This is a genomic window from Pseudovibrio sp. W74 (assembly GCF_001623085.1).
Lineage (GTDB): Bacteria > Pseudomonadota > Alphaproteobacteria > Rhizobiales > Stappiaceae > Pseudovibrio.
In genome coordinates, this window is record NZ_LMCJ01000008.1 from 16,259 (window position 1) to 38,808 (window position 22,550).

Annotated in this window: 19 protein-coding genes and 1 pseudogene; 5 read left to right on the forward strand and 15 right to left on the reverse strand. The window is 49.2% G+C overall.

Translation table 11 applies throughout. The features are described 5' to 3' along the window. From PsW74_RS06475 to PsW74_RS06495, 5 genes are all read right to left on the reverse strand, one after another. A partial coding sequence (locus PsW74_RS06475; protein ID WP_063305819.1) for a beta-ketoacyl-[acyl-carrier-protein] synthase family protein occupies positions 1-1,876 on the reverse strand: 1,876 nt, incomplete at its 3' end. 11 nt (positions 1,877-1,887) lie between these two features. Then, complete coding sequence (locus PsW74_RS06480; RefSeq protein WP_063288716.1) at positions 1,888-2,652, reverse strand: SDR family oxidoreductase; 765 nt, start codon at positions 2,650-2,652, stop codon at positions 1,888-1,890. Then, positions 2,649-3,299, reverse strand: coding sequence for a hypothetical protein (locus tag PsW74_RS06485; RefSeq protein WP_153041704.1), 651 nt, complete (start codon positions 3,297-3,299; stop codon positions 2,649-2,651). The genes PsW74_RS06480 and PsW74_RS06485 overlap by 4 nt, the downstream gene beginning before the upstream one ends. Before the next feature lie 40 nt (positions 3,300-3,339). Next, positions 3,340-3,642 carry a phosphopantetheine-binding protein gene (locus tag PsW74_RS06490; RefSeq protein ID WP_063288714.1) on the reverse strand — a complete coding sequence of 101 codons (303 nt, stop codon included), beginning with the start codon at positions 3,640-3,642 and terminating at the stop codon, positions 3,340-3,342. A gap of 24 nt (positions 3,643-3,666) precedes the next feature. Further along, positions 3,667-4,458, reverse strand: coding sequence for a hypothetical protein (locus PsW74_RS06495; RefSeq protein WP_063288713.1), 792 nt, complete (start codon positions 4,456-4,458; stop codon positions 3,667-3,669). Positions 4,459-5,227: 769 nt separating this feature from the next. Between PsW74_RS06495 and PsW74_RS06500 the strand changes: the two genes are divergently transcribed. Next, entirely contained in the window at positions 5,228-6,022 is a 795-nt protein-coding gene (locus PsW74_RS06500) for a LytTR family DNA-binding domain-containing protein (RefSeq protein WP_063288712.1), read from the forward strand. Positions 6,023-6,805: 783 nt separating this feature from the next. Here PsW74_RS06500 and PsW74_RS06505 read toward each other — a convergent pair. From PsW74_RS06505 to PsW74_RS06540, 7 genes and pseudogenes are all read right to left on the reverse strand, one after another. Next, positions 6,806-7,957, reverse strand: a pseudogene (locus PsW74_RS06505) (IS3 family transposase). 162 nt (positions 7,958-8,119) lie between these two features. Then, positions 8,120-8,878 carry an ATP-binding cassette domain-containing protein gene (locus PsW74_RS06515; protein ID WP_063288711.1) on the reverse strand — a complete coding sequence of 253 codons (759 nt, stop codon included), beginning with the start codon at positions 8,876-8,878 and terminating at the stop codon, positions 8,120-8,122. Beyond that, positions 8,875-9,834, reverse strand: a complete 960-nt coding sequence (locus PsW74_RS06520) for an iron chelate uptake ABC transporter family permease subunit (RefSeq protein WP_063288710.1) — start codon at positions 9,832-9,834, stop codon at positions 8,875-8,877. The genes PsW74_RS06515 and PsW74_RS06520 overlap by 4 nt, the downstream gene beginning before the upstream one ends. Next, positions 9,809-10,762: an iron chelate uptake ABC transporter family permease subunit gene (locus PsW74_RS06525; RefSeq protein ID WP_063288709.1), complete on the reverse strand. Its 954-nt coding sequence runs from the start codon at positions 10,760-10,762 to the stop codon at positions 9,809-9,811. The genes PsW74_RS06520 and PsW74_RS06525 overlap by 26 nt, the downstream gene beginning before the upstream one ends. Positions 10,763-10,821: 59 nt before the next feature. Further along, positions 10,822-11,730 carry a siderophore ABC transporter substrate-binding protein gene (locus tag PsW74_RS06530; protein ID WP_063288708.1) on the reverse strand — a complete coding sequence of 303 codons (909 nt, stop codon included), beginning with the start codon at positions 11,728-11,730 and terminating at the stop codon, positions 10,822-10,824. A 156-nt stretch (positions 11,731-11,886) separates the two neighbouring features. Then, a complete protein-coding gene (locus PsW74_RS06535; protein WP_208987872.1) occupies positions 11,887-13,443 on the reverse strand; it encodes an alpha/beta hydrolase-fold protein in 1,557 nt (518 codons plus the stop codon). Positions 13,444-13,551: 108 nt separating this feature from the next. Then, positions 13,552-15,588 carry a TonB-dependent receptor gene (locus PsW74_RS06540; RefSeq protein ID WP_063288706.1) on the reverse strand — a complete coding sequence of 679 codons (2,037 nt, stop codon included), beginning with the start codon at positions 15,586-15,588 and terminating at the stop codon, positions 13,552-13,554. A gap of 263 nt (positions 15,589-15,851) precedes the next feature. Between PsW74_RS06540 and PsW74_RS06545 the strand changes: the two genes are divergently transcribed. The 3 genes from PsW74_RS06545 (at position 15,852) to PsW74_RS06555 (ending at position 19,628) form a co-directional block, all read left to right on the forward strand. Next, entirely contained in the window at positions 15,852-16,712 is an 861-nt protein-coding gene (locus tag PsW74_RS06545; protein ID WP_208987873.1) for an AraC family transcriptional regulator, read from the forward strand. A gap of 145 nt (positions 16,713-16,857) precedes the next feature. Next, complete coding sequence (locus PsW74_RS06550) at positions 16,858-17,352, forward strand: ferritin (RefSeq protein WP_057465144.1); 495 nt, start codon at positions 16,858-16,860, stop codon at positions 17,350-17,352. A 308-nt stretch (positions 17,353-17,660) separates the two neighbouring features. Beyond that, the gene (locus PsW74_RS06555) at positions 17,661-19,628 is read left to right on the forward strand and encodes a TonB-dependent receptor (protein ID WP_063288705.1); all 1,968 of its coding nucleotides are present in this window, start codon (positions 17,661-17,663) and stop codon (positions 19,626-19,628) included. Positions 19,629-19,661: 33 nt separating this feature from the next. Here PsW74_RS06555 and PsW74_RS06560 read toward each other — a convergent pair whose 3' ends face one another. The 3 genes from PsW74_RS06560 to PsW74_RS06570 all read right to left on the reverse strand — a co-directional run bounded on the left by PsW74_RS06560 (position 19,662) and on the right by PsW74_RS06570 (position 21,583). After that, positions 19,662-20,120 carry a MarR family transcriptional regulator gene (locus PsW74_RS06560; RefSeq protein ID WP_063288704.1) on the reverse strand — a complete coding sequence of 153 codons (459 nt, stop codon included), beginning with the start codon at positions 20,118-20,120 and terminating at the stop codon, positions 19,662-19,664. A 108-nt stretch (positions 20,121-20,228) separates the two neighbouring features. Then, positions 20,229-20,990 (reverse strand): hypothetical protein, encoded by a 762-nt coding sequence (locus PsW74_RS06565; protein WP_063288703.1) that lies wholly within the window; start codon positions 20,988-20,990, stop codon positions 20,229-20,231. Then, a complete protein-coding gene (locus tag PsW74_RS06570; RefSeq protein ID WP_244271755.1) occupies positions 20,987-21,583 on the reverse strand; it encodes an RNA polymerase sigma factor in 597 nt (198 codons plus the stop codon). The genes PsW74_RS06565 and PsW74_RS06570 overlap by 4 nt, the downstream gene beginning before the upstream one ends. Before the next feature lie 25 nt (positions 21,584-21,608). Here PsW74_RS06570 and PsW74_RS29615 point away from each other — a divergent pair, with 25 nt between their 5' ends. Next, positions 21,609-22,550, forward strand: coding sequence for a cytochrome c family protein (locus tag PsW74_RS29615; RefSeq protein WP_063288701.1), 942 nt, complete (start codon positions 21,609-21,611; stop codon positions 22,548-22,550).

Genomic DNA, 22,550 nt, shown 5'->3' on the forward strand with positions numbered 1-22,550 from the left:
CACCCAAAGACTGAGCACGTCCCGGACGCTTTTCTGCAGCTTGAGCAACCACGCCAGCCTGATGATAGATCCTCTCCAGAGCCGGAGTAATCTCATCACATGACACCACTGCTGCACGGTCTTGTCGTTGGTACTTAACCAAGTCTGCAGCATAAGCAGCCGCTGAAGCTGACCCAGAAACTGTTGTTGTAAAGCCCTTGATCTGGAAGGCCAAAGATGCGGCCCCACCCGTGGCATTAAGCGTAATCATTGGAAAGAAGTGGGCATTTGCCAGCGCCGGGTTCCCAAGAAAAACACTCTCAAGATATTTTTCTGTCGGCTTTTGAGCCCCGAACACAACACCGCTAATAATGCCGGACCTTAGGTTTTCCGCATACAGATCATGCTCATCACCCAACGCATCATTGAGTGCAAGCAGAGCAAGCTTTGTGCTGCGTGCTGTACGCGCAAACGGGCGAAGCTCTTTGCTCGTAAACCGAGGGATGTTTGAGAGAGCTGACGTAAATCCGGTCTCTTCATTCAATTCAGCAAAGCATTGCTGCGATTTCAGATGCTCAGGACTAGCGTCTTTCGTGTCACCGACGCAGGTCTGCAGCCCAATCCCCGTGATAACAACGTCATCTTCAGTGTAAGCAGGCACCTCATTGGAAGCTGTTTTTCCATTCACTTCCAAAACAAGAGAACTGTTATTGCCACCAAATCCAAAATTATTGATCAGCAGCTTCTGAGGTGTAGCTGAGTTATCCGCCAGCGTGACATAGTTCAGGGGCTCACACCCTTTACGCACGTCCTCTAACCTCAAATTGGCTGGAAGTTTGTTGTCCCGAGCAAGCAGAAGTGTCGAGATTGTTTCAATCACGCCACTCGCACCGAGGGTATGGCCATAATAGCTTTTGGTGGAGCTGACCGGAACATCTGAACCAAACATGCGCTTCAAAGCGCGGGTTTCTGCACCATCATTCGCCTCAGTGCCTGTGCCATGAGCGTTGATGTACGAAATCTGTGTTGGTGTTACATCAGCATTATTCAAAGCACTGCGCATCGCATTTTCTGCACCTGCTCCATCCTGATCAGGCGAAGTTGCATGATGCGCATCTCCAGACAGACCATATCCAAGGACTTGTGCTAAACTCGCCAAATTAAGTTGCGCGCGCAGGCGGTCGCTGACCAGAACAACAATTCCCGCTCCTTCACCAAGGCTCAGGCCTATTTGAGGGGAAAATGGCGCGGTTTTCTCGGGGGCAAGCGCACGTAGCGCATTGAAACCGGCCATAACAGAAACTGAGACGGTATCAGCACCGCCTGCGACGACAACATCTGCTTGATCCGTGCGAATAAGCTCCGCAGCAACTCCAATTGCAGAGTTAGAGCTCGCACAAGCAGACGATATGGTGAGCATGCGCCCCTTAGCACCACAGAGTCGTTTAATGACTGAGGTGCTACTGGAAACGAGGGTCGCAGCTATTGTTTTTGGATCAACTGTTTCAAGTTCACCATTAAATGTCTTCACAGCTACATCTTCTGTACTGACGAGACCCGCATGAGAGCTCCCCAGACAAACAGAGATACGTTCTGGTGCAATCTCAGTCAGGTCCAAACCTGCTTGCGCCAACGCTTCATTATAGGCCGCGATCGTGAAAAGTGTTGCGCGGTCCATCCAGTCCGCGGCTTCAAGTTCCACTTTGAAATTTTTGGGGAATGCCGATGCCTGCTTACTGAGGAACACGCTCGCATCAAATGCCTCAACCGGTGCAATTGAATCTTGCCCGGAGAGCATTGCTTCTTCCAACAGAGCACAATTCTGACCCAGGGGACAATACACCCCCATGCCGACGATATGTGCTGCAGATGTGCCTGTTGCTTTGATATGCTTCATCACTGCCCTCCTCAACGCAAGAACCCACCGTCGATACGGTGTACAGTGCCATTCAGGTATGTTGAGTTAGGAGATCCAAGGAACCATGCGGTATCCGCCACTTCAGAAGGCTCCCCCATGCGAGGTGTCGCACTTGCTGCAAGCACATGCTGATACATCTTCGGCTCAAGAATTTCGACCATCTCAGTGCGGATAAAGCCCGGCGCAATGGCGTTAACGCGAACGCCTTTCTCACCAAGCTCACGAGCAAGCAGCCGAGTTTGCCCAATAAGGCCGCCCTTCGTCGTGGAATAAGGGACTTGCCCCTCTTTGCCGGTGATGCCCGCCATAGACGACATCATGATAACCGAGCCCCCACGACCAGCTTTGGCTGATTTCATCAACTCGGGCGCAGCGGCAGTCGACAAAAGCAAAGGCGCTATGAGATTACAGCTGATGAGGCTTTCATAATCAGTGGCCTTCATTGAGGCAAAAGCGCCATCAAATGTTCCGCCAGCATTGTTGATCAGCACATCCAGTGCCCGAAACTCATCAAGAGCTTGCTCAACAACACGCATGCACGCAGTCGGAGAGGTAAGATCAGCTTTGATCAAAATGTAGGATGCACCAAGCTTGTCGAGCTCTGTAGCCATACTATCTGCCATCGCTTGATTAGACCGGTAAACCAGCGCCAGATTCCAGCCTTCCTGCGCATATCGCAAGGTTATGGCTCGGCCAATTCCCCGGGTAGCTCCTGTGATGAGCACAGTACTTTTTGCATGTTCTGGAAGTCTCATGCCGCAGTCTCCATCACACCCTTACCAAGGCAGATTTGCCCACCATTCAGTGGCGCATTAGAAGTCAGAAGCTGTCGGCAAAATTCTGCATATTCCTGTACAGCGCATGGCGTGAACCGCATTGTGTAGACTTTGAGTGCATCTCGCTGACTACGCCAGATCTTCGGGTCCACACTTTCCTTGGGCGGATGACATAGGACAGAATTGTATGAGATCTTTAGGCGGCCATATTCTTTCGCCAGTGACTTAATACAGGACGAACGCATCTGATTAACGATCGGACTTTGAGGCAACCCAACAATTTTAGATGCGACATCATCAATCCCAAGTGATAACACCTGCCCCCCACCATGACGCATCATGGCCTGCGTTGCATGTCTACAAGTTTCCAGAAAGTAGCACGCTTCCGCTTCAATCGTCTGCGCAAGTTCACGAGAAGTATCCGAACCACTCAGCGTAGCTTTCAATGCAGTTGCTTCGCAGAAACTTGGCGGACTTATCACCAAAGCACCTGGCTCCTGCAACTGCTCAAGCGCAGTTTGCACACCACCATTTCGTGCTGCGTTCACACATTCCAAGCCTGCTGCGGTACACGCCTCAACAATCGACCTGCTGAGCAAGTGCTCCATATCGTCAAAGATTATCAAACTGGTAGCCCTGAATTAGAGGAGTTGTCGCTTCACCGGCTCAAGCTGCAGTTGCTTTTGAAAAGCTCATGACCGTCTGAGTTAACTGCTCAATGGTGGAGCAATTTTTCTCAATGAACTCCTGATCAACTTCAGGGAATGTAATATTGAACTCCCGCTGGACACCGGCAATCACCTCCAGCGCATCAACTGAATCCAGAGCAAGGCCATCTTCATCAAACAGCAGCTTGTCTGGAGTAATTTCATCCAGCTCAATGCCAAGCTCTTCTAATTCCAGACCTTCATAGATCACCTTCTCCGTGATGATCTTGGAAATGTCCTCTGCGCTAAATTGGAATGTCATCTTCGTCCTCCTCCCGAGGTAACCTCAAGCAACTGGCTGTAATTTGAAGCCAGCCTTCGCAATTCTCTTTCGTCCGCTCACAACGGAAACACGAAACCTGTAATCTTCGAGGGACTTTGTATTCACTGTCACAACATCCCCCGGTTTGATCGGTGCGTTAAAACTCAAAGCCTCAACACGTTTGAGGCACAGCGGTATTTCACTTTGTTTTTGGATTACTGCGAGCATCATTTCTGCGATGAGAACTCCGGGAGTGATGGGCTCCCCGGGGAAGTGGCCGCGATAAACTTCACAGTCACGGCTGGCTTGCGCAGATATGATTTCTCCCTCTTCATTCCGATCTTCCTGTAACTGGAAGATCGGTGATGCTACGGAGAAACTATTGTCTTGCTCGTTAGGACTGTCTAGGATCAGGTCATCCGACAGGTGTGTTGTGCCGCTAAGATGGGCGCAGGGGGCTTCCTCTTTGTTGTAAAATGTTCCTTCAAACTCGTGAAAGTTCGAGGAGGTCTTGCTGTATTGCACCGTCACGCGACGTACGTCTTGCGGCGTGCTCAACCATTCAAAAGAGCGTAATCCTGCAAAAACACCCCGACTTCTTTCACGCTTCAAGCGCAGCCGCATAACAACACTTATAAGTTGTGCTGCACACTCAACGTGAAGCAAACTTAACTCTAACGGGGCAGCCCACGAAAACTGCTCCAATGGGAGCTCGACTATCGCGGAAGCAAAGCCATTTTCATCAAGTTCAGCATGTTCCAAAAACAGAAACGGTGACCTGTGACGAAGGATGGTATGTGTATCGACCTGCAGCAATGAAAGCGCCTCAGTATTTTCACGATCAAAAAAATGTCGCTTTTCAAATACACACTTCGTTGATTACTGGTGGCCGATTTTCGTGAAATAGCAGGCCAAATTCGTGAAACGCTTCGGCATGTCGATATTTACTAAAAAATATTAATATTGAAAATCAGATAGATACTAGGGCAATCGCACAAAATTTATGTAATGCGCACCCATATGTATCCATCTCTCATTTTTGATTCACGCTTCGTGAAATCTTCTAACTTTTGCTGATTGAGACTCGGATATCTGAGCAAAACCACGTCTCGATAGCTATATTATCGATTCTGTGAACCTAGATATCCACATTGGTCAGATAGCTTCGTACCTGACGTAACCTACAACTTGGAAGGGCTGGATGTACGGGTTAGCTATCACAACTGAATAATTCTTATCTTTAAGACAGCAATCTGTTCCTGATAGATACTTTGCGCAAGCAACCTCATAAGAGGAACATCGTTGAAGCCGATCCTGACCAGCGTATTATCACACCACGGAAAGAAATAAATAAGAATATAGCAGCTATAAATTTTTCATAGTCGTGACAATGTATATTTTAATTGCAAATTAAGAATAACCACACAAACAACAAATCAACACATACTTATAAATATTCACCAATTGAACTACCATTCAACTTAAACGCCTCCATACTACTTTTTTACTTATAAAATTATTCATTATCTGAAATTTTTATTATATAAGATTGTAGGGATAAGTTCGTAGTTGCTGGTAGTGGAATATGTTCGGAATACTCTTAAAGAACAAGCTATACATACACGCAGCCCTTGGCTTTTCTGTCATAGCGCTGTTTTCCTTTATGGGACCATTTGGGACCTATCGAGACCTGAGCTATCCAGAGAGAATAGTTTATTGGCTCCTCGCAATTTGCATACCCTGGGCTCTTATCCAAACCACCATCTATCTATCGGTGAATATTTCCTTCTTCCAGAAATACTCACGGACAACCTGCGCACTTTATGCGGTTCTTGCAAACACCTTTCCGATCGCTCTTTTTATTTCAATCTTAGAATCTGAGTTACGAGGGACCCCACCACCATTTCATTATTTATTGGCAATAACAGCAATTATATCCGGCATATTTTCCTTTTTGTTTGTCCAAGCAAGAAATATGAGCGAGCAGAAGCAGCCTAAGCAAGTTGCTCCAATTGATGCAGCAGAACCGACCGAAACCTGTGATGGGGTACCATTTTTCTGGCGTGATCATTCTGCTAAATTTGGCAAGAACATTCTTCATGTGGCTGCACAAGACCATTATGTGCAAGTCACAACATGCAGAGGATCAACACTCATTCTGATGCGCTTTACTGATGTATTGCTCCAACTCAATGTCATTGAAGGAGCACAAGTGCACCGCTCTCACTGGGTATCAAAGAACTCCGCCGAAAAACTAGTGAAATCAAACGGAAAGCTCAGCCTACAACTTCGAAACGGTGCGAACGTTCCGATAAGCAAATCCAGATGTAATGAGCTAAAAAAACTGTGTTGGTTTGCTAAGATGTACGCATGTACTTAGGCCAACGCCTCATCAGTCAATATTATGTCCATCATCGAGTGAAATTGGGCTTTTGTACTTAGTAGCGCAAGCATTGGTTTTGGAGTATCGCCGTTTAACTATCTGTCGATATCCCAAGAGCTGTCTATTGCGTCTAATATAGGTATCAAGTTTCCAAAGCTCTCGTGATGTTGTAGTAGCCAGCAATGGGTTTGATCTACACCTCAGATAATCTATCATGTAGCAGTTTTACAGCAGGGTTCAGTTCTTCATAGTTTGGTGCCAGCGCTCGATTTTACCTAGCATCTACGAATGACGGGGTGCTCGACAGACATGCATCATATTCATTTCCTCCAGCTATTCAGATGTCCGCTAATGATCACATTGAATCGCGAACGGCCCCAAACTCAAATGCATTGGCTATGAAACTCTTACTCCCCTCCCTTCAACCCCGCCTCAAACCTCTCCCCGACCGTTTCTGAGAGCATCCGTATCGGATGTGCATCATGGTTCACATAGCGGTTGGTGATAGTCACGTTGCAGTGGCGCAAGAGATGGCTGATGAGAAAAGCGTTGCTTCCAGCTTACGCGGCAAAAGTTCCGACCATGTACTTTAAGTCATGAATGCATGCTTCTGATATGTCTGCGTGATAACATATTCGTTGTCACACATTATCAATCACCTCAATTGATATATGACTTCCAGGTCGTAGATGCAGGGAAATATATATGGTGATGCATCAATGCGAGGAATATCGTGCACACTGGTTTCCACCGGATGTGGTTTGCGTCAATTGGACTGACCTAAAGAAAATGGAGAGCTTCTGTCTCACTATTTCTTTTCTGTCTCTCGAACGCGATTGGCGATTGATAGCCTAACGACGAGTGCCGCCTGATTGGATTGTAAAAGCCCTCAATGTAAAGGCCAAGTGCCTTTTCTGCCTTCTGACGAGTTTGAAAGGCAGTTCGCCACAACATTTCAGACTTAATGGTCTTGAACGCAGTTTCCACCATGGAATTATCGAAGCAATTGCCCTTGCCGCTCATCGAAGGGGTAATCTTATTCCTCGATAAGAGCCGCAGATAAGCATCGGAGCAATACTGGCTACCTCTGTCGGAAACATGAATGAGACCATTCAGAGAAGTCCGTGTCGCCAGAGCTCGTTTTAATGCCGTTGTCATCATGCGATTGCTGGTTGCCCAGCCTACGATACGCCTTGAAAACAGATCTACGACGATCGCCAGATACAGCCAGCCTTCTGAAGTCCAGACGTAGCTGATGTCAGCTCCCCACTTCTGATTGGGGCCGGTACAAGTGAAGTCCTGTTCCAGAAGGTTAGGGGCTACAGGCTTGTTGTGATGGCTGTCTGTAGTTCTCTTGAATTTCTTTTTCCTCTCCACTTTCAGAGAGTTATCACGCATCAGGCGAACCACGCGATGCCTACCTGCATTAAGGCCGTCAGCGCTGAGTTCAGCTGCAATGCGCCGTGAGCCATAAGCTCGGTTTGAGCTTCAAACTTGTCCTTGATATGAGCAAGGAGCGCTATGTCCTCACGTAGTCTGGCGCTCGCAGGTCGTTTTCTCCAGGCATAATATCCGCTGCAACTGACACACATAAAGGCGCAGAGGCTGGCAGTTGAATGAGAGGCGTTCTGTGCATCGATAAACTGATATCTCATCGACTTGTTTCCCTGGCGAAGAACGCTGCCGCCTTTTTTAATAAATCTCTCTCTTGCCGTAATAGTTCGTTTTCTTTGCGCAAACGGCTAATTCTCTACTGGCATCCTCATGCGGCCCTGCCAGCAAATCCTGATCCCGAAACTCCTTGATCCAGCGATTCAAGGTAGCTCGTCCCACACCCAGATCGGCAGCGATTTCAGGAATGGGCCGACCACTCACTTCTACCAGCCGTACCGCTTCCCGTTTAATCTCTTCCGTATAATGTTTTCGACCCATGAAGTCCTCCTGAATTTATCGTATCAGAAGGCTCTCCATTTTTCCTGAGCTAGTCTAGTTTAGTAAAGCTTCCTTTGGGGAGCTTATTACGTTTTGAGTTGGACTTTCACTCATATCAATCTTATCTAATTATATGTCTTGTTAGCTTTGGATTTCAGCCGATCACAAATGATGTAAGGCCACGAGTTGTCCCTGGTGCTGGGTTACTTTGATTTCCATTGAGTAGAGGGTCTGCAGGGCTTTTGTTTCCAGGACATCCTGCGGTGTTCCGTGGATGGCGAGGGTGCCGTCTTTTAGGGCGATGATTTCGTTGGCGTACGCGCCGGCGTAGTTGATGTCGTGGAGGACGATGACAAATGAGCGTTTGCCTGTGTCTGCTATCTCACGCAGGCGCTTCATGAGGCTGCGAGCGTAGTACATATCAAGATTGTTAAGAGGTTCATCCAGGAGGAGGTACTTTGTCTCCTGACAAAATGCCATGGCGACCAATGCTCGTTGTTTTTGGCCGCCGGAGACTTCATCAATGAACCGGTCAGACATAGTTTGCAGATCAAAATAATCTAAAGCTTCATCTACCGCTCTATGATCTTTGGCTGTTGGGCGACCTTTGTGGTGCGGGTAGCGGCCAAATCCAACAAGATCCCGCAGAGACATACGACTGCTGAGTGCGTTATCTTGTCTTAAGATAGCAAGGGTCTTTGCAAGTTCTCTGGTGGGTGTTTGAGACACTGATTGGCCATCAAACGAGATGGAACCTGTCTGGAGTGGCTGCAAGCGGGCCAGGAGGGACAAGAGCGTGGACTTCCCTGCCCCGTTTGGCCCAATCAAGGCTGTGATTCCGCTTTCTTTTATAGAAAGCGAGATGTTTTGAAGAATTTTGCTCTTTCCGTAACTATGAGAAACACCATTAATTTCAATCATCTCATTTTTCCTCGAAAGAGAAGCAGCAAGAAGAGAAGGCCGCCGAAGAATTCTACGGTAACGCTCAGGGTAGACTGGCTTTTTAAAATGCGCTCAAAGACCGTCTGGCCGCTGACGAGAATGAGTGCAGCGATCAGGATAGAGGCCGGCAGCAAAATGCTGTGACGGTGGGTGTTCATGATAAAATGGGCAAGACTAGTCACCAACAAGCCAAAGAAAGCGACAGGACCGACCAGAGCTGTTGAGACGGAAACCAGAGTGGCGACGAGGACCAGAACAGCGAAGCTTGCCCTCTCATAGTTTACGCCCAAATTGATCGCATTGCTGCGTCCCAGTGCGATAACATCGAGGCTGTATCTAAGCCGCCAAATGATAAGGCAACATGCTGAAACGAGCAGGATGCTGAGGCCGAGCAGGTCTTTGTCTACGCTAGAAAATTGAGCAAAACTTGCACCTTGCAAAATGGCGAAGTCGTTTGGATCGATAATCCTTTGCAGGAACCCTGTCAGACTTCGAAACAATACCCCGAAAATGATACCCACCAGAACCATACGATGAAGGTCCTGCCTGTCTTTTCCCATCACTGTTGAGAAGAGCAATACGGCTGCAAGCAACATAACACCTACTTCTGCGAGAAACTTGATTTGTCCATCAAGAGCGACGTAGGTGAACCCTCCGAGCATAAACACCAGCAGCGTTTGAACCAGAAGATACAAAGCATCAAAACCCATGATGGAGGGTGTTAAGATACGGTTCCCGCTGATGGTCTGGAACAGTAGTGTTGCAACAGAAATTGAGACTGACACCAGCAAAAGTGCGAGTAGTTTTGTTCCCCGGAAAACAAGCAGGAAAACCCAGCTGCCTTTAGCGCCAAGAGTCATGAAAGCGATGCAAGCAAGTGCCAGCAAAACGCTCAGGATAATGAGCTTTTTAGCGTGCATGAGCTGGTCTCGCATACAACAGATAGAGGAAAACGAAAGATCCGATGACGCCGAGTACCGTACCAACGGGTATCTCATAGGGGAAATGCACCAGACGTCCGATAAGATCGCATGCAAGCACCAGAAGCGCGCCGAGCACTGCGACCCACGGCAAGCTGGCCCGCAGGTTATCCCCCATCAACCGGCGGGCGATATTTGGCACGACCAGACCTACAAACGGGATCATGCCCACTGTGACAACAACCAAAGACGTTGAAAGTGCCAATATAAACAGGCCGACAATCACGACTTGCTTGTAATTGAGGCCCAGATTGATGCTGGCATCTTTGCCCATGCCAATGATGGTGAACTGATCAGCCACAACATAGGTGAGGATTGCCAGTACGCCACAAAGCCACAAGAGCTCATAGCGGCCACGTAAGATGCCGGAGAACTCTCCGCTCATCCATGTCCCCTGAAACTGCAGCATTTCTGTTTGAAAAGCGATGAAGATGGTCAAGGCTTCCACGATGCCGCTGAAGATCAAGCCAACGAGTGGCACGAGCAATGGAGATGTTACGGGTAATCTGGAGATCATTGCCAGGAAGACAGCCATACCGATCATCGCTGTGATGGACGCAACAATCATCTTCACAATCAATGGGCTACCCGGATAAAGCAGTGTCACAAGCAAAATGCCCAGTGCTGCACTTTGGGCTGTGCCAACGCTGGAAGGCTCCACAAAGCTGTTTCGGGCGAGCATTTGCATGACAGCACCTGAAACAGCAAGGGATGCACCTGTCAAAACAACTGCCAATGTGCGCGGGATTCTACTGATAAAAAAGAGGTCAATGTTCTGAGGGGTTTGCCACCAGTCAGAGATGGAGATCTCTTTGACACCAACGAATAAGCTGAAGCAGGAAAGTGCGAACAGAGCGACGATAGCAACGCCGATGCTTTTCATGGGACACCAAGGAAATGGCTAGAGCTGAGCAGCGCGCGCCCAGCTCTTGGCGAGAACTATTACTTATTGAAGGCTTCGATCAGCTGATTGAAGATGCGCGTGGTTGCCTGATAACCACCTTGGGCAATGTAAGTTGCAGCCGGATCAAGATAGATCACCTGCCCCTTCTTCCACGCAGTCGTGCTGGCTACCAGTTCATTGTCCAGAACCTGACGGGCATTTTCAGCATCACTGCCGATTGCTGTTGCGCGATCCATCACCAGAAGCCAGTCAGGATTGGCCTTTTGAATATACTCGAAAGACACCGCTTCTCCATGAGACGCGACGGCAACCTCAGCCATTGCCGGTTCAATTTTCAGTTCATCATGGAACCAGCCGAACCGTGAACCCGGGCCGAATACGGAGACTTTAGGGCCGTTGGTGAGAACGAACAGCGCATTGCCTTTGCCTTTAACTGAAGCTTTTACTTGTTCTCGCAACCTGTTGTAATTGCTAGTAAGTTGCGCTGCTTCCTTTTGCTTATTAAAGACCTTTCCGTAGGCTTCCAGATGCGCGAGCAGCGTTGCTGAAACCTCTGAAGAACTTGGCGTCATATCGATGGTTGGCGCGAGTTCAGACAATGGCTTTGCCTGTTTGCTGGAACGGCCTCCAACGATGATCAGTTCAGGTTCAAGCGCATTGATTGCCTCGAAATCTGGCTCAAACAGAGTTCCGATGACGTCTGCCTCAGACTGAACGCCATCAAGGTAATCGACATACATTTTGTTGACGACGCCTGCTGGTTGAACACCAAGTGCATTCAGGTTGTCGACCGCTCCGATGTCAAACACAATCAGATTTTTGGGCTCAACAACGACGCTGGCTTTGCCATTTGCGGTGTTGATTTCGACCTGATCTGAAAGGGCTGGAGAAGTTGCGAGGGCGAGGCAGGCGAAAGCGGCAACCGATCTCGTTACACGATGAAACATTTCTAACTCCGTTGGATAGATGTCTCATGGCTTGGCATCAGAGCCTGGCTGTTGAGCTTTGTTTCTATCTAAAATCAAAAAATAAGGATGTCCAATAATACCTGAAGTTTACACTCAGATTTTTATGCAATTGCATCTAAACGGGATTTCACCCCGTCATGGAGCACCCTTCCCGATCAAAAAAACAAGGCCATCACTAAGAATGGTTTGCCACGAGAATAAGTCGTGACCTGCGGCATAGGCTTCCAGCTTCACCTCATAATTCCTGGCAATCAGAACATCTCTAAGGTGCTGATTGGACTGTAGTATCCCGCGATCTCCGCCACCTACACTCTTTTCAAAGAGCCCCGCGCTGAGGAAAAAACGGATATCTTGACGGGGAGTATTTGCAATGAGGTTCGCGACGTAATTCTCGTCATTCTCCTCTGAGTACCAGTAGGATCCGGAGATGGAGAGAACATTTCCAAAGTGTTGCGGATAGCGCAGAGAGATGGTGCTGGACGCAAGGCCTCCAAAACTGGAGCCTGCCAAGATGGTTCTTTCTGGTGTCGCGGATATACCAAGCTCTGCCTGTGCAAATGGCAATAGTTCTTCCGCCACAAACGCAGCGAACTGAGCGTTGTTAGGAAGCTCCTGAGTTCGTGTTTTTGAATCTATATGAGATACAAATACGGTTGCTAATGGCGGAATTGCGCCGTCTGCGACCATGTTATCCAGAATGTCCGGAACAGAGATGCGGTCATTATAGTGTTCTGCGTCAAACATAATGAGCAGTGGAGCAGTTGTTTTTGATGCTTCATAGCCGGCGGAACGGTATAGCCAGATATCGCGTTTGTTCCCAAGGGCTTTGCTCTCAATCTTAGAATGTGTGACCTGACCTTTTGCGACTGTCTGATTGCCGAGAAAGTGGCCAGGTTCAGCTGCTGGCAAAAGCACCGTAGAGTGTTGATTGTAAGGATCAATTGCGTCTGCTGGCCAAGGGTGCTTGTTGAGCGGGTCTGCTGCCAGAGTTGCCAGAATCGCTCTCCGTCGTTCCATCCAAGTGCCTGAAATCACTGGCACATCAACAGCAAGTTGATAGGAAAGCCGCGTGGTGTTGGGAACGACAAATGATTTGAACCAGACGTCACTGCCTGCAAGCTGCTCAAGCTCTTCATGATTGCTTGTTGGGGCACCAAGGAGGCGGACACCAGCTCTGGCGCCTCTGGCAAGAAATGTCAGGATACTCTTGTTGTTTCCGTTGTCTTCGATGAGCGGTGTGCCTTTTTGCTCAATCTCCGACCAGAAGGCATCCGTTGAGTCGCCTGATTTCAGTTGATCTGCAAGGTTGGCAATACGCGGGCTAAGGTATTCGGTTTGTTTGATATTCTGGTGTTCTGAGCCAACTTTCTTGATGATAGACAGCGTGTAGTGCCCGGTTTCAATTGCAGAGACTTTAAGATTGATTGGTGCATCCTCTACGACGAGTAAGAATGGTGAACGGCCAGCGTTTGAAGAAACAAACCTGCGGATGTGAGCACCAGTCAATCGGTTGATACTGTCCAGGTTAAAACGGCCAGAATTCACTTGCCAGCCAAGTTCTATGTAGTCTCCGGTTTCCGCCTGCAGCTCAAAGACTTCCTCCCGGCCTTGCTGAAGAAACCGTGTTTCAGTCGTACTTTCCGTTTTTGAAAGGTCGAGTGCTGACCCTGAAGACACAGTTTGAGACATCATAAAAACCACTAAGCTGATTATCGTTTTCTTAAATGAAAACATAGTGATACACCTCTACGCATTGAAGGTGAGCGTGGGCCCACCTCCTTGCTCCTTCATTATTAGAGATCAGAAACGAGTGGTGCCTGAGATGAAGTAGCGGCGACCGTCAACATTGAACTCATCCCAATCCGTTTTCAGGATCTGATTGTCCGCAATGTTTAGAACGCCAGCGCGCAACGTGAAGTTCTCATTGACGTCATAGCGACCTGTGAAATCTGCTGTGATGTAACCGTCTACTTTGCGGGCAAAGGCCATGTCACCGTTGGCGGGAACCGAGGTGTATTGCTCGCCTACGTAGTTGGCAGATAACGCGAAACTGAGTTTTTCACTGAAATTGTAATCCAGTTTAACGTTTGCAGTATGCTCTGGCTGGAAGGCAAGCGGTGCATCATTGGCGCTTGTGTTTTTTGCATCCAGATAGGTGTAGTTGGCAGAGACAGTCAGCTCATCTGTTGGACGCAGGGTCAGGTTGGCTTCTATCCCCATTGTGCGGGCTTCTTCAATGTTTTCAAACTTGAAGATCGGTTTGCCATCTGCAGTGAGGCCAACATAGTTGGAATAGGTCTGAGCAACAGCAACATCAGCTGTTCTGGCGGGTGGAAACTGGATCATGTCTTTGATCGTATTATGGAAACCGGTTAGCCCTGCACTCCATTTTGCTTCGTCATATTTGAAGCCAACCTCAAAACTGCTGCCCAGTTCCGGGTTCAAATCTTCAGCGCCTTCTAAGAAACAATCCCCTCCGCATGAGACCTGTTTCCAGTTTGGGGACATTTGCAGCAAGGTTGGGGCTTTGAAGGATGAGGACCAGCCGCCTTTGAATGTCAGGGCTTGTGTGAGGTGATAAACACCGTAAACGCGGGGGCTGGCGTTCCAGCCGAATTTTTCGTGTTTGTCCAGACGGCCTCCGAGTGTGACCTCGAAATCCTCTGTGATTTCAAGGCGGTCCTCAATGAAGGCTGCGGCTTGCCAGAGGGAACTGTCTGACCCGCCCTCGCCTACAAGCACATACTTGTCTTCGAGGGATTGATGTTGGTAAGTCGCGCCGACGGTGATGAAGTTCGGAACCAGAAGATCTGCGTCAAAGCTGACTTTGCCATCGCCATTGAAGTTATAGGCTGTGTTCGGCATGTCATCGCCAGCGGCGTTTCCGTGGCCGTAGGAGTTGTCGATACGGTCACCAAAGACACGCAGCTCAGTCTCACCAAACTCGTAGGAGCCGTGATGAGTTATGCCCGCTGAGTATCTGTCCAATGTTGTCTTATCGTGTGTGCGCTTACTGTAACCTGCGTTGAAATCGACAGAATTTTCTTGGTTCACATCCCAGGTCACAGTCGTATCAACGTGCTTGTTATCACTCTTGGCAAAGCCTGCATTGGCGCGCCCGCTTGCGCTGTCGGGGTTCAGAGTGCTTGAATCTTTGCGGCGAAAATCCCAACTGCCGTAGGTTCGCATGAAAAGTTTGTCTTTGAGGATTGGACCTGAAAGATTGAAACCCGTCCGGCCATAGTCACCGGACTTGCGGTTTTCCTGAAGGGTATATTCGTTGGTAAGTGAGCCGTGCCACTCTTCGGTTTCCTTCTTGGTGATGATGTTGACAACACCGCCAATTGCATCTGAACCGTAGAGTGAGGACATCGGACCGCGAACGATTTCGATACGTTCGACGGCTTCGAGTGGAACCCAGCCGGAATCGTAGTCGTTTCCGCGGAAGGCGTTTGGAGCGGAGGTGACGCGTTTTCCGTCTATCAGGAACAACGTGTAATTCTCGTTCAAGCCGCGGATCTGCACTTTGCTTTGATTACCAGCTCTGTTGAACGTGAGACCTTCTACACTTTCCAGAAGGGAACGAACGTCTCGAGCCCCCTGATTTTCCAAGTCATCTGCGGTGATAACAGAGATACTCGCTGGCGCGTTCTTGTAGGTCACTTCAGAAGCTGAGGCTGTGACGACCACTTCATCCAGCAGTTTATTCTCCTGAGCGGATGCCGCTGAAGCGCAAGTCAGCGCGGTGGAAACCAATAAAAGGTTTAGTGCGTTCATTTGCGTTTTTTGCGTAAAACGGGCGTTCTTAAGTGCTCTATCAACGTCGCGGCTAGACATCGAAACATTCTCCAATAGTATCCGCGCGACAGCACAGCACCATGAGCGCTCGCAGTGTGTGGCGAGCACTTTGGGCACCTCTTTACCGAGATGTTCGTGAGCTGGAAGGTCGCGCTGGACTTACTTCATTTATACGAAGTTTTAAACTTGACTTCAAAACTCATAATATATTTATGAGGGGGCGTTCGTCGATTGGAAATGCATTGGCGTGTGCGCCAAAAACATATCCATTCGCGCCAGTGAAAAGTCAGGGAGCACTTTCTGTGCAGATTGAGCAGCAGATCCGAGTCAAAGTCCTGGATGAGACGATGGGCCATCATGAAAATGAAAGTTTGGTGGAGCTCTCACCTATTTTCCAGATTTTCATTTATCTGGAAGGTCAGCAGCAGTTTTACATTGATGATGTTTATTTTGATCTGGATGCCGGGGATCGCGAAACACCCAAGCCTCAGGCTCTGCTGTTCAACCTGCGAAAACCTGCCAATTTGCGCCTGAAGCCGAGTGAGGCCGGGCACTCGCTGCGCAAGGTTGGCATTGCAGCTCAACCGGACTGGTACGGTGCAATTGGGTTTCAGGCCTCTGCTCTTTCTGCGGAAGTGCGGCGCTTTATGAATGGCCACCTGAATTACTTCATCTGGCAGCCAGATGAGCGTATGGTGGACTGTGCTGCGCGGATTTTGGCTATGACCAATGACGGGGCTGATGAAATCGGGGGCCTTCAACGTCAAGCCGAGGCGTTAAGCCTGATGTCTCAGAGCTGTGCTCACTTGCAAGGGGCAGTCCAGGCCGAGAAGCGGGAAACGGACAGTCAGTTACGGATCAAAGGATTGAAGGTGCGGGAATTTCTGCTGGAGCATCTGGAGGAAGACCTTTCCATCGAGCGAATCTCTAAAGAAACGGGCCTTAGCAAACGCAGCATTCAGCGCCACTTTAAGGAAAAGTACAATCTGACAGTCTCTGATTTCATTCGCAAACAGCGTTTGGAGAAGGCGCGGCAAGCCATCAACAAAGGCGGCATTACTGTTTCTGAGGCTGCCTATATGGCGGGATATAACAGCCCGTCCAGCTTTAGCAATGCCTTTAAGCGGATCTATGGATCTGCGCCCAAGACCTGGAGAACATAGGGCCTGAGCTCCCAAAAGGGTCATTTGTGAAACTGCTAATCACTTGCAATTGCTAAGATAATTCTTCTCAAATTGACTTTGGTCAAAGCGAATAGTTTGTAGCTCTTCAAATCTGTCTCCACAAAATTACTGATTGGAGAATCCGATGAAGCTCAACACCAAAGTCGCAGAAGCTCTTAACCAGCAAATCAATGCTGAGCTGAGTGCCTCTTACGTTTACCTCGCTGTGGCTGCCTACTTTGATTCCATTGAGCTGCCAGGTTTTGCAAAGTGGTTCCGTCTTCATTCAAAAGAAGAGACTGACCATGCAATGCGTATTTATGACTTCATCGTGAAGCGGGACTCCCGCGTTACTTTGGAAGGCATATCTGCTCCTACTGTTGAATTTGATTCAGCACAGGAAGCTATTGAGCTTGCCATGAAAATGGAAGTGAAGGTCACGTCGCAAATCCATGCTTTGTTTGATCTCGCCCATGATGAAAAGGAATATGGGACGCAGAACATGCTGCACTGGTTCCTGGAAGAGCAGATTGAAGAAGAAGATCTGTTCCGCCGTGTTCTGGACCAGGTGAAAGCTGCTGGTGATGACCGTTGGCATCTGCTGACACTTGATGATCAGATGGGCCAGCGCCAAGCTTAAATCTCTTGTTATTGTAAAGCTCCCGCTATGCTTTTAGCGGGGGCTTTTTTTGTTTTGTGCCTGGTGATCTATGAGCACCCCCCTGCCAAATTCAGCAGATACACACAGATCAGATTTTGATAAAAATTACGTAACATATTGCATTTTATAGTGATTTTAATTCATTGATCGTGTCGCAAACGTTTATGTATATAGATGCACTTGCATCTATAATTGCACTCCCATATACCCTCGCGCATAAACATGAGTAATTATCTCATATTTGATTCGCCGTAGGTAATACGGCCAATATGTGGGTGGGGATCCTAATGAAGAAACTTCGGTGGCGCTTGCTTGTTTCCGTTTGTGTTTTAAACGGTGCTTATTTTTCTACCGGGGCTGCAGCGCAGGATAGTGTGGATGCCAGCGAGGAGCTGGACCCTGTTGTTGTTTATAGTTTCAACAATGATCGCTTTGCAGTGGCTGCTGACAGAAACACCTCAATCTACGTTTCAACTCAAGCGATTGAAGCCGCTGAGATGGGTGATCTTCGTGATGTGTTTGCTGAGAATGCCTCAGTAACGGTTGGCGGCGGTATCCCTATTGCCCAGAAGATCTTCGTCAATGGTGTGGATGCTCTCAACCTGAACATGACTATTGAAGGCGCGATGCAGAACAACCGTGCGTTCCACCATGTAACAGCCAATGCCATTGATCCAGCGTTGTTGCGTGCGGTGCGTGTGGATGCGGGTGTTGCCGCTGCAGATTCTGGCCCGAACGCTCTGGGCGGTTCCATCGCCTTTCAGCTGATTGATGCATTAGACCTGCTGGAAGATGGCGAGACCATGGGCGGCAAAGCCACGCTGAGCTTTGATACAAACGGCAATACATTCTCCCAAGCTTTGACTGGTTTTGCTGAGCATAACGGCTTTGATATTCTGGCCTTCGCTAAAAACGCTAAGGGACAGGACTACACCTCTGGCGGTAACTGGGAAATCCCGGGTACCGGAGCAAACTTGCAGACTGGCCTACTCAAAGCCGGTTACACCTCACAAAGCGGGCATCGCTTTGAAGTTTCGGGCATGATGCTGAAGGATAAAGAAGAGCGGCCTTATCGTGCTAACTTTGGTGCTTTCAAAGGCAGTTCACCGACCCGCATTTACGATACGATGCGGAAGAGCTTCTCATTCCGCTATGAGCATTTGGAACCTACGGATCTTTATGATCCAGAGATCGTGCTTGGCTTCAGTGAAAGCAACATCGATGTGGAGGAGAGCAAAGGGACTTCCAACACTTTGAATGGTAAGTTGGCAAACACCTTCCATTTCAATGATGTGACAAGCTTCACCACTGGTGTCGACTTTTATCGCAAGACTTCCAAGTTCGAAGACGCCGCTCAGGACCCAACGGAATTCGCAAATAACTTCGGTGCATTTGGGCAGGTGCGATCGGAAGTTCTCTCTGGCCTTGAAGTTTCAGTCGGCGCGCGCGTCGATCATCAGAGCTTTGAAGGTATCTCAGATTTTGATGCCAGAGCGACAGGAGCAAGCGGCAATGCATCAATTTCCTATGAACTGGCAGAGGGGTTCAAGCTGAAAGCTGGATATGCCAATGTGTTTGGCGGTTATGCGCTGGAGGATAACTACCTCTTCTGGACTGACTGGAACTACACACAGTTCAAGCCGTCACGCTCTCAAAACGTCACAGCAGGGTTTGAATTTGAACGGCAAGGCCTTTCTTTCTCCGGTAATGTTTTCAGAACCGAGATCAAGAACGCTCGCGGAGAAGTGCAGGTCAAAACACCCACGAAGGTTTACCATGTTGTTTCTAAAGACGTGACGACCACCGGCTTTAACCTTGCAGCGGGCTATGCATGGCAGTCAGGTTCAGCAAGATTGACATACTCTTATACCGAAGCTGAGGTGGAAGGCAGTCACGCAAGTTCTTATTCTGCGTTGGATCTGGCAGCACCTTTAGGGCAAGTGCTTGCCTTCAATGTTTCTCACCGGTTGGAAGATTACGATCTGATAATTGGCGGTGATATCCAGGGGGCGGTTGATTATGACACCGGGGCAACCGGAGATTCAGATCGAACTCTTGAAGGATATACCGTTGTTGGCCTGTTTGCTGAATATGAGCCAGAGCAGATTGATGGTTTAAAGCTCCGAATTGAAGCGAACAACATTTTTGATGAGGACTACTCAGACCGGGGAACTTATGGGGGTGATTACAACGTGATTGGCACCCTGAAGGAACCGGGGCGTTCCTTTAGCCTTACGGCAAACTATCGGTTCTAGGAAACGAGAGGGTCGCTGTTTAGCGGCCCTTTTTTATTCGTAGAGCTTGGTCAGCAGTTTGAAAAGCTCAAACGCTTCTTTCTTGGTGAGACGTTCTCCGACTTCCTGCTGGATGATCTTGAAATAATGCGGCCAGATTTCCTCGTGGGCATGGGCGGCCTGAGGTGTCAGGAAGATCAGCTGCGCACGTCCGTCCTCTTTATCTGGACGACGCTCAATCAGCCCCTTCTTTTCCATACGGGCGATGTGCCGCGACATGCTGAACTGCGCCATGTGTAGATGGTCTTGCAAGTCAGAGGCCTTTGCCCCCTGCTCTCCCACACGTTCAACCTCCAGCAGAATTTCATACCAGACCGGGTTATCAATGCCATGCGTCCGCAAACTGCGCTCAAAGCGTGGGTAAAGATAGCGGTGGGCCCGCATCAGGTGAAACCAGACACGGCTTGCAAGCTTATCTTCAGCCTCCGTTTCAATCTCGTCGTATGTTTTCATCAACGCAAAGTCCCAGTCAGCAATCCGAAAGACCTAGCATACTGATCCCCCCTGCGGCGCTCACTCTGACAGATACTGACAGAAAGATTTGCGAAAGGCTCTCCTTGCCTACAAAACGCGAGAGTGGATTTGCTCGGCGACGGTGTCGATGCGGCTTTGGTTTTGGCCTCCAATAACGAGGTAACGATAGCCGTTGCCGGTCCAGTCTGCGGAGGCCATGCCTTTGAGGCTGGTGGATTGCATGATGGTTCCGGCGGCATCGGTGTCTTTGAGGATGCAGAATGCAACCGGGGCACCGTTGGGGTCTGCAAAGACGATCTGGATGAGTGGTGCGCCTTCATGGCCCAGAACCTGGGTTCGCAGTAGTTTCAAGCCTTCCAGATCATTGAGGTCTGAAAGGTTCAGCTGCTGGCCTACGGCGGTTGAAGCTTCAGCCAGCTCTTGTTTCAGTTCATCCTCGGACCTGTTCAGGGATGCGATTGTCTCTTTGACGTATAGCGCCTGATAGCTTGCAACTTCCTGCCGCCAGTCAGTTGCGTCATCTGTCCAGTACATGAGGCTTGTTCCGATGGCCAAGCCAATCACAAGCGTTGCTGCGCGGGTGCTCCATGTGCGGACAAGGGTTGGGGCGGTTGCATGATCGTTTGCAGGGGTTGGTTGTGCGAAGATCTTGTCTTCCAGCTGTTTGAGGTGATCTGCGTCAGGGAACTCTGCAAAGCCTTGCTGAACGACGGGGAGCAGGCCTTCAAGTGCCAGCAGGCGTTGTTCCAGGATCGGATCGCTCTCCAGATCCGCTTCTATTTGCTGCGCCGTTTCAGGGTCCAGAGAGCCAGCCAGATAAGACCGTAGGTGTTCGTCGGTGTACGTCATGCCAGCTCTCCCTTCTTCATCTGGTTGGCTTGTTCCTGTTGTAAAGGCGCAAGCGTTTTACGGGCTGCAGATAAACGGCTCATGACCGTTCCAATAGGAATACCTAAAATTGCGGCTGCTTCGCGATAGGTGAATTGCTCAACAAAGACAAGTTCCACCACAGAGCGCTGACCTTCTGGCAGTCGCATCACTTGTTTAAACACTTCAGCGGCGAAAATATTCGTTTCAGGAGATGGAGACGGGTCGATGAGGCTGGATTCGATGGCGGTGTCGAGCTGGCCGGTTTTCCTCAGGTGCTGGCTGCGCATCTCGTTTAACCAGATGGACCGACAAATGGTCATGGTCCAGGCGGCAAAGTTTGAACCTGCCTGAAACTGGCTTTCCCGTTCCAATGCCCGCAGACATGTGGCCTGCACCAAATCGTCCGCCAGATCCTTTTGCCCTGCAAGCGAAAGTGCAAAGCGCCAGAGCCGGGGCATGATGGTGATTAGGTCACTTTGAAAACGTTTCTGATATTTTTTTCCAAAATACATCGAATAAAAGCCAGCTGTCGTGTGTTCCTCAATTGATAGCAACCAAAAATCGTCAATCACATCAAATCACGAAGGCGACATACCTATGGTAAAAACCCTTTTCCGCACCTCTGCGATGCTTTTACTGTTGTCTGGCAGTGCCCTTGCACAAACCTGGAGCGTGGACAGCGACAGCTCACGCCTTTCATATGGCACCATCAAGAAAAACTCCGTGGGGGAAGTGAACAGCTTTGAGAAACTCTCCGGCTCTGTCTCGGAAGATGGCAAGCTGCAATTGAAGATCGATCTGGGGTCTGTTGAGACCAACATCGATATCCGCAATGAACGTATGCGCCAGATTGTGTTCCAAAGCATCGGGTCTGCTGATCTGACTGCACAGCTGGACGCTGCTGAGTTGAGCCAGCTTGCGGTTGGCGCAACCACTGTTGTTGATCTGGAAGCCATGCTCAATTTGCTGGGCACTGAAATCCCGGTAGAGACAGAGGTTTTTGTAGCGCGTATTTCCGCCAGCAAAGTTCTGGCGACTACCAATGACATGGTGTTTTTGGGAACTGAGGAAGCGGGTGTGAATGCGGGTGTGGATCAGCTGAAAACACTTGCCAAGCTGAACGGGATTACACGGACGGTGCCGGTTACCCTTCGCCTTGTGCTGACAACAGATGGGAAGCAGGCGGCAGCTGAACCCGTTGCGGCTCCTGCTCCGGTTCAGATGGCGTTTGCGGGTGATGTGAAGGCGGGCAAGAAGGTTTTTAAGAAGTGCAAGGCATGCCACAGCGTGAAGGAAGGGCAGAACAAAGTTGGCCCAAGTTTGCACGGTGTGATTGGCCGTCAGGCCGCTGCTGTTGAGGGCTTCAAATATTCCAAGGTTATGGCAAGTGCTGATGTGACGTGGGATACTGAATCTCTGACCGAGTTTCTCGCCAAGCCGAAGAAATTCTTGCCAAAAAACCGTATGGCATTTGCCGGTTTGAAGAAGCCAGCAGATATCGAGAACCTGCTGGCTTATCTGGACAGCGCATCAAAATAA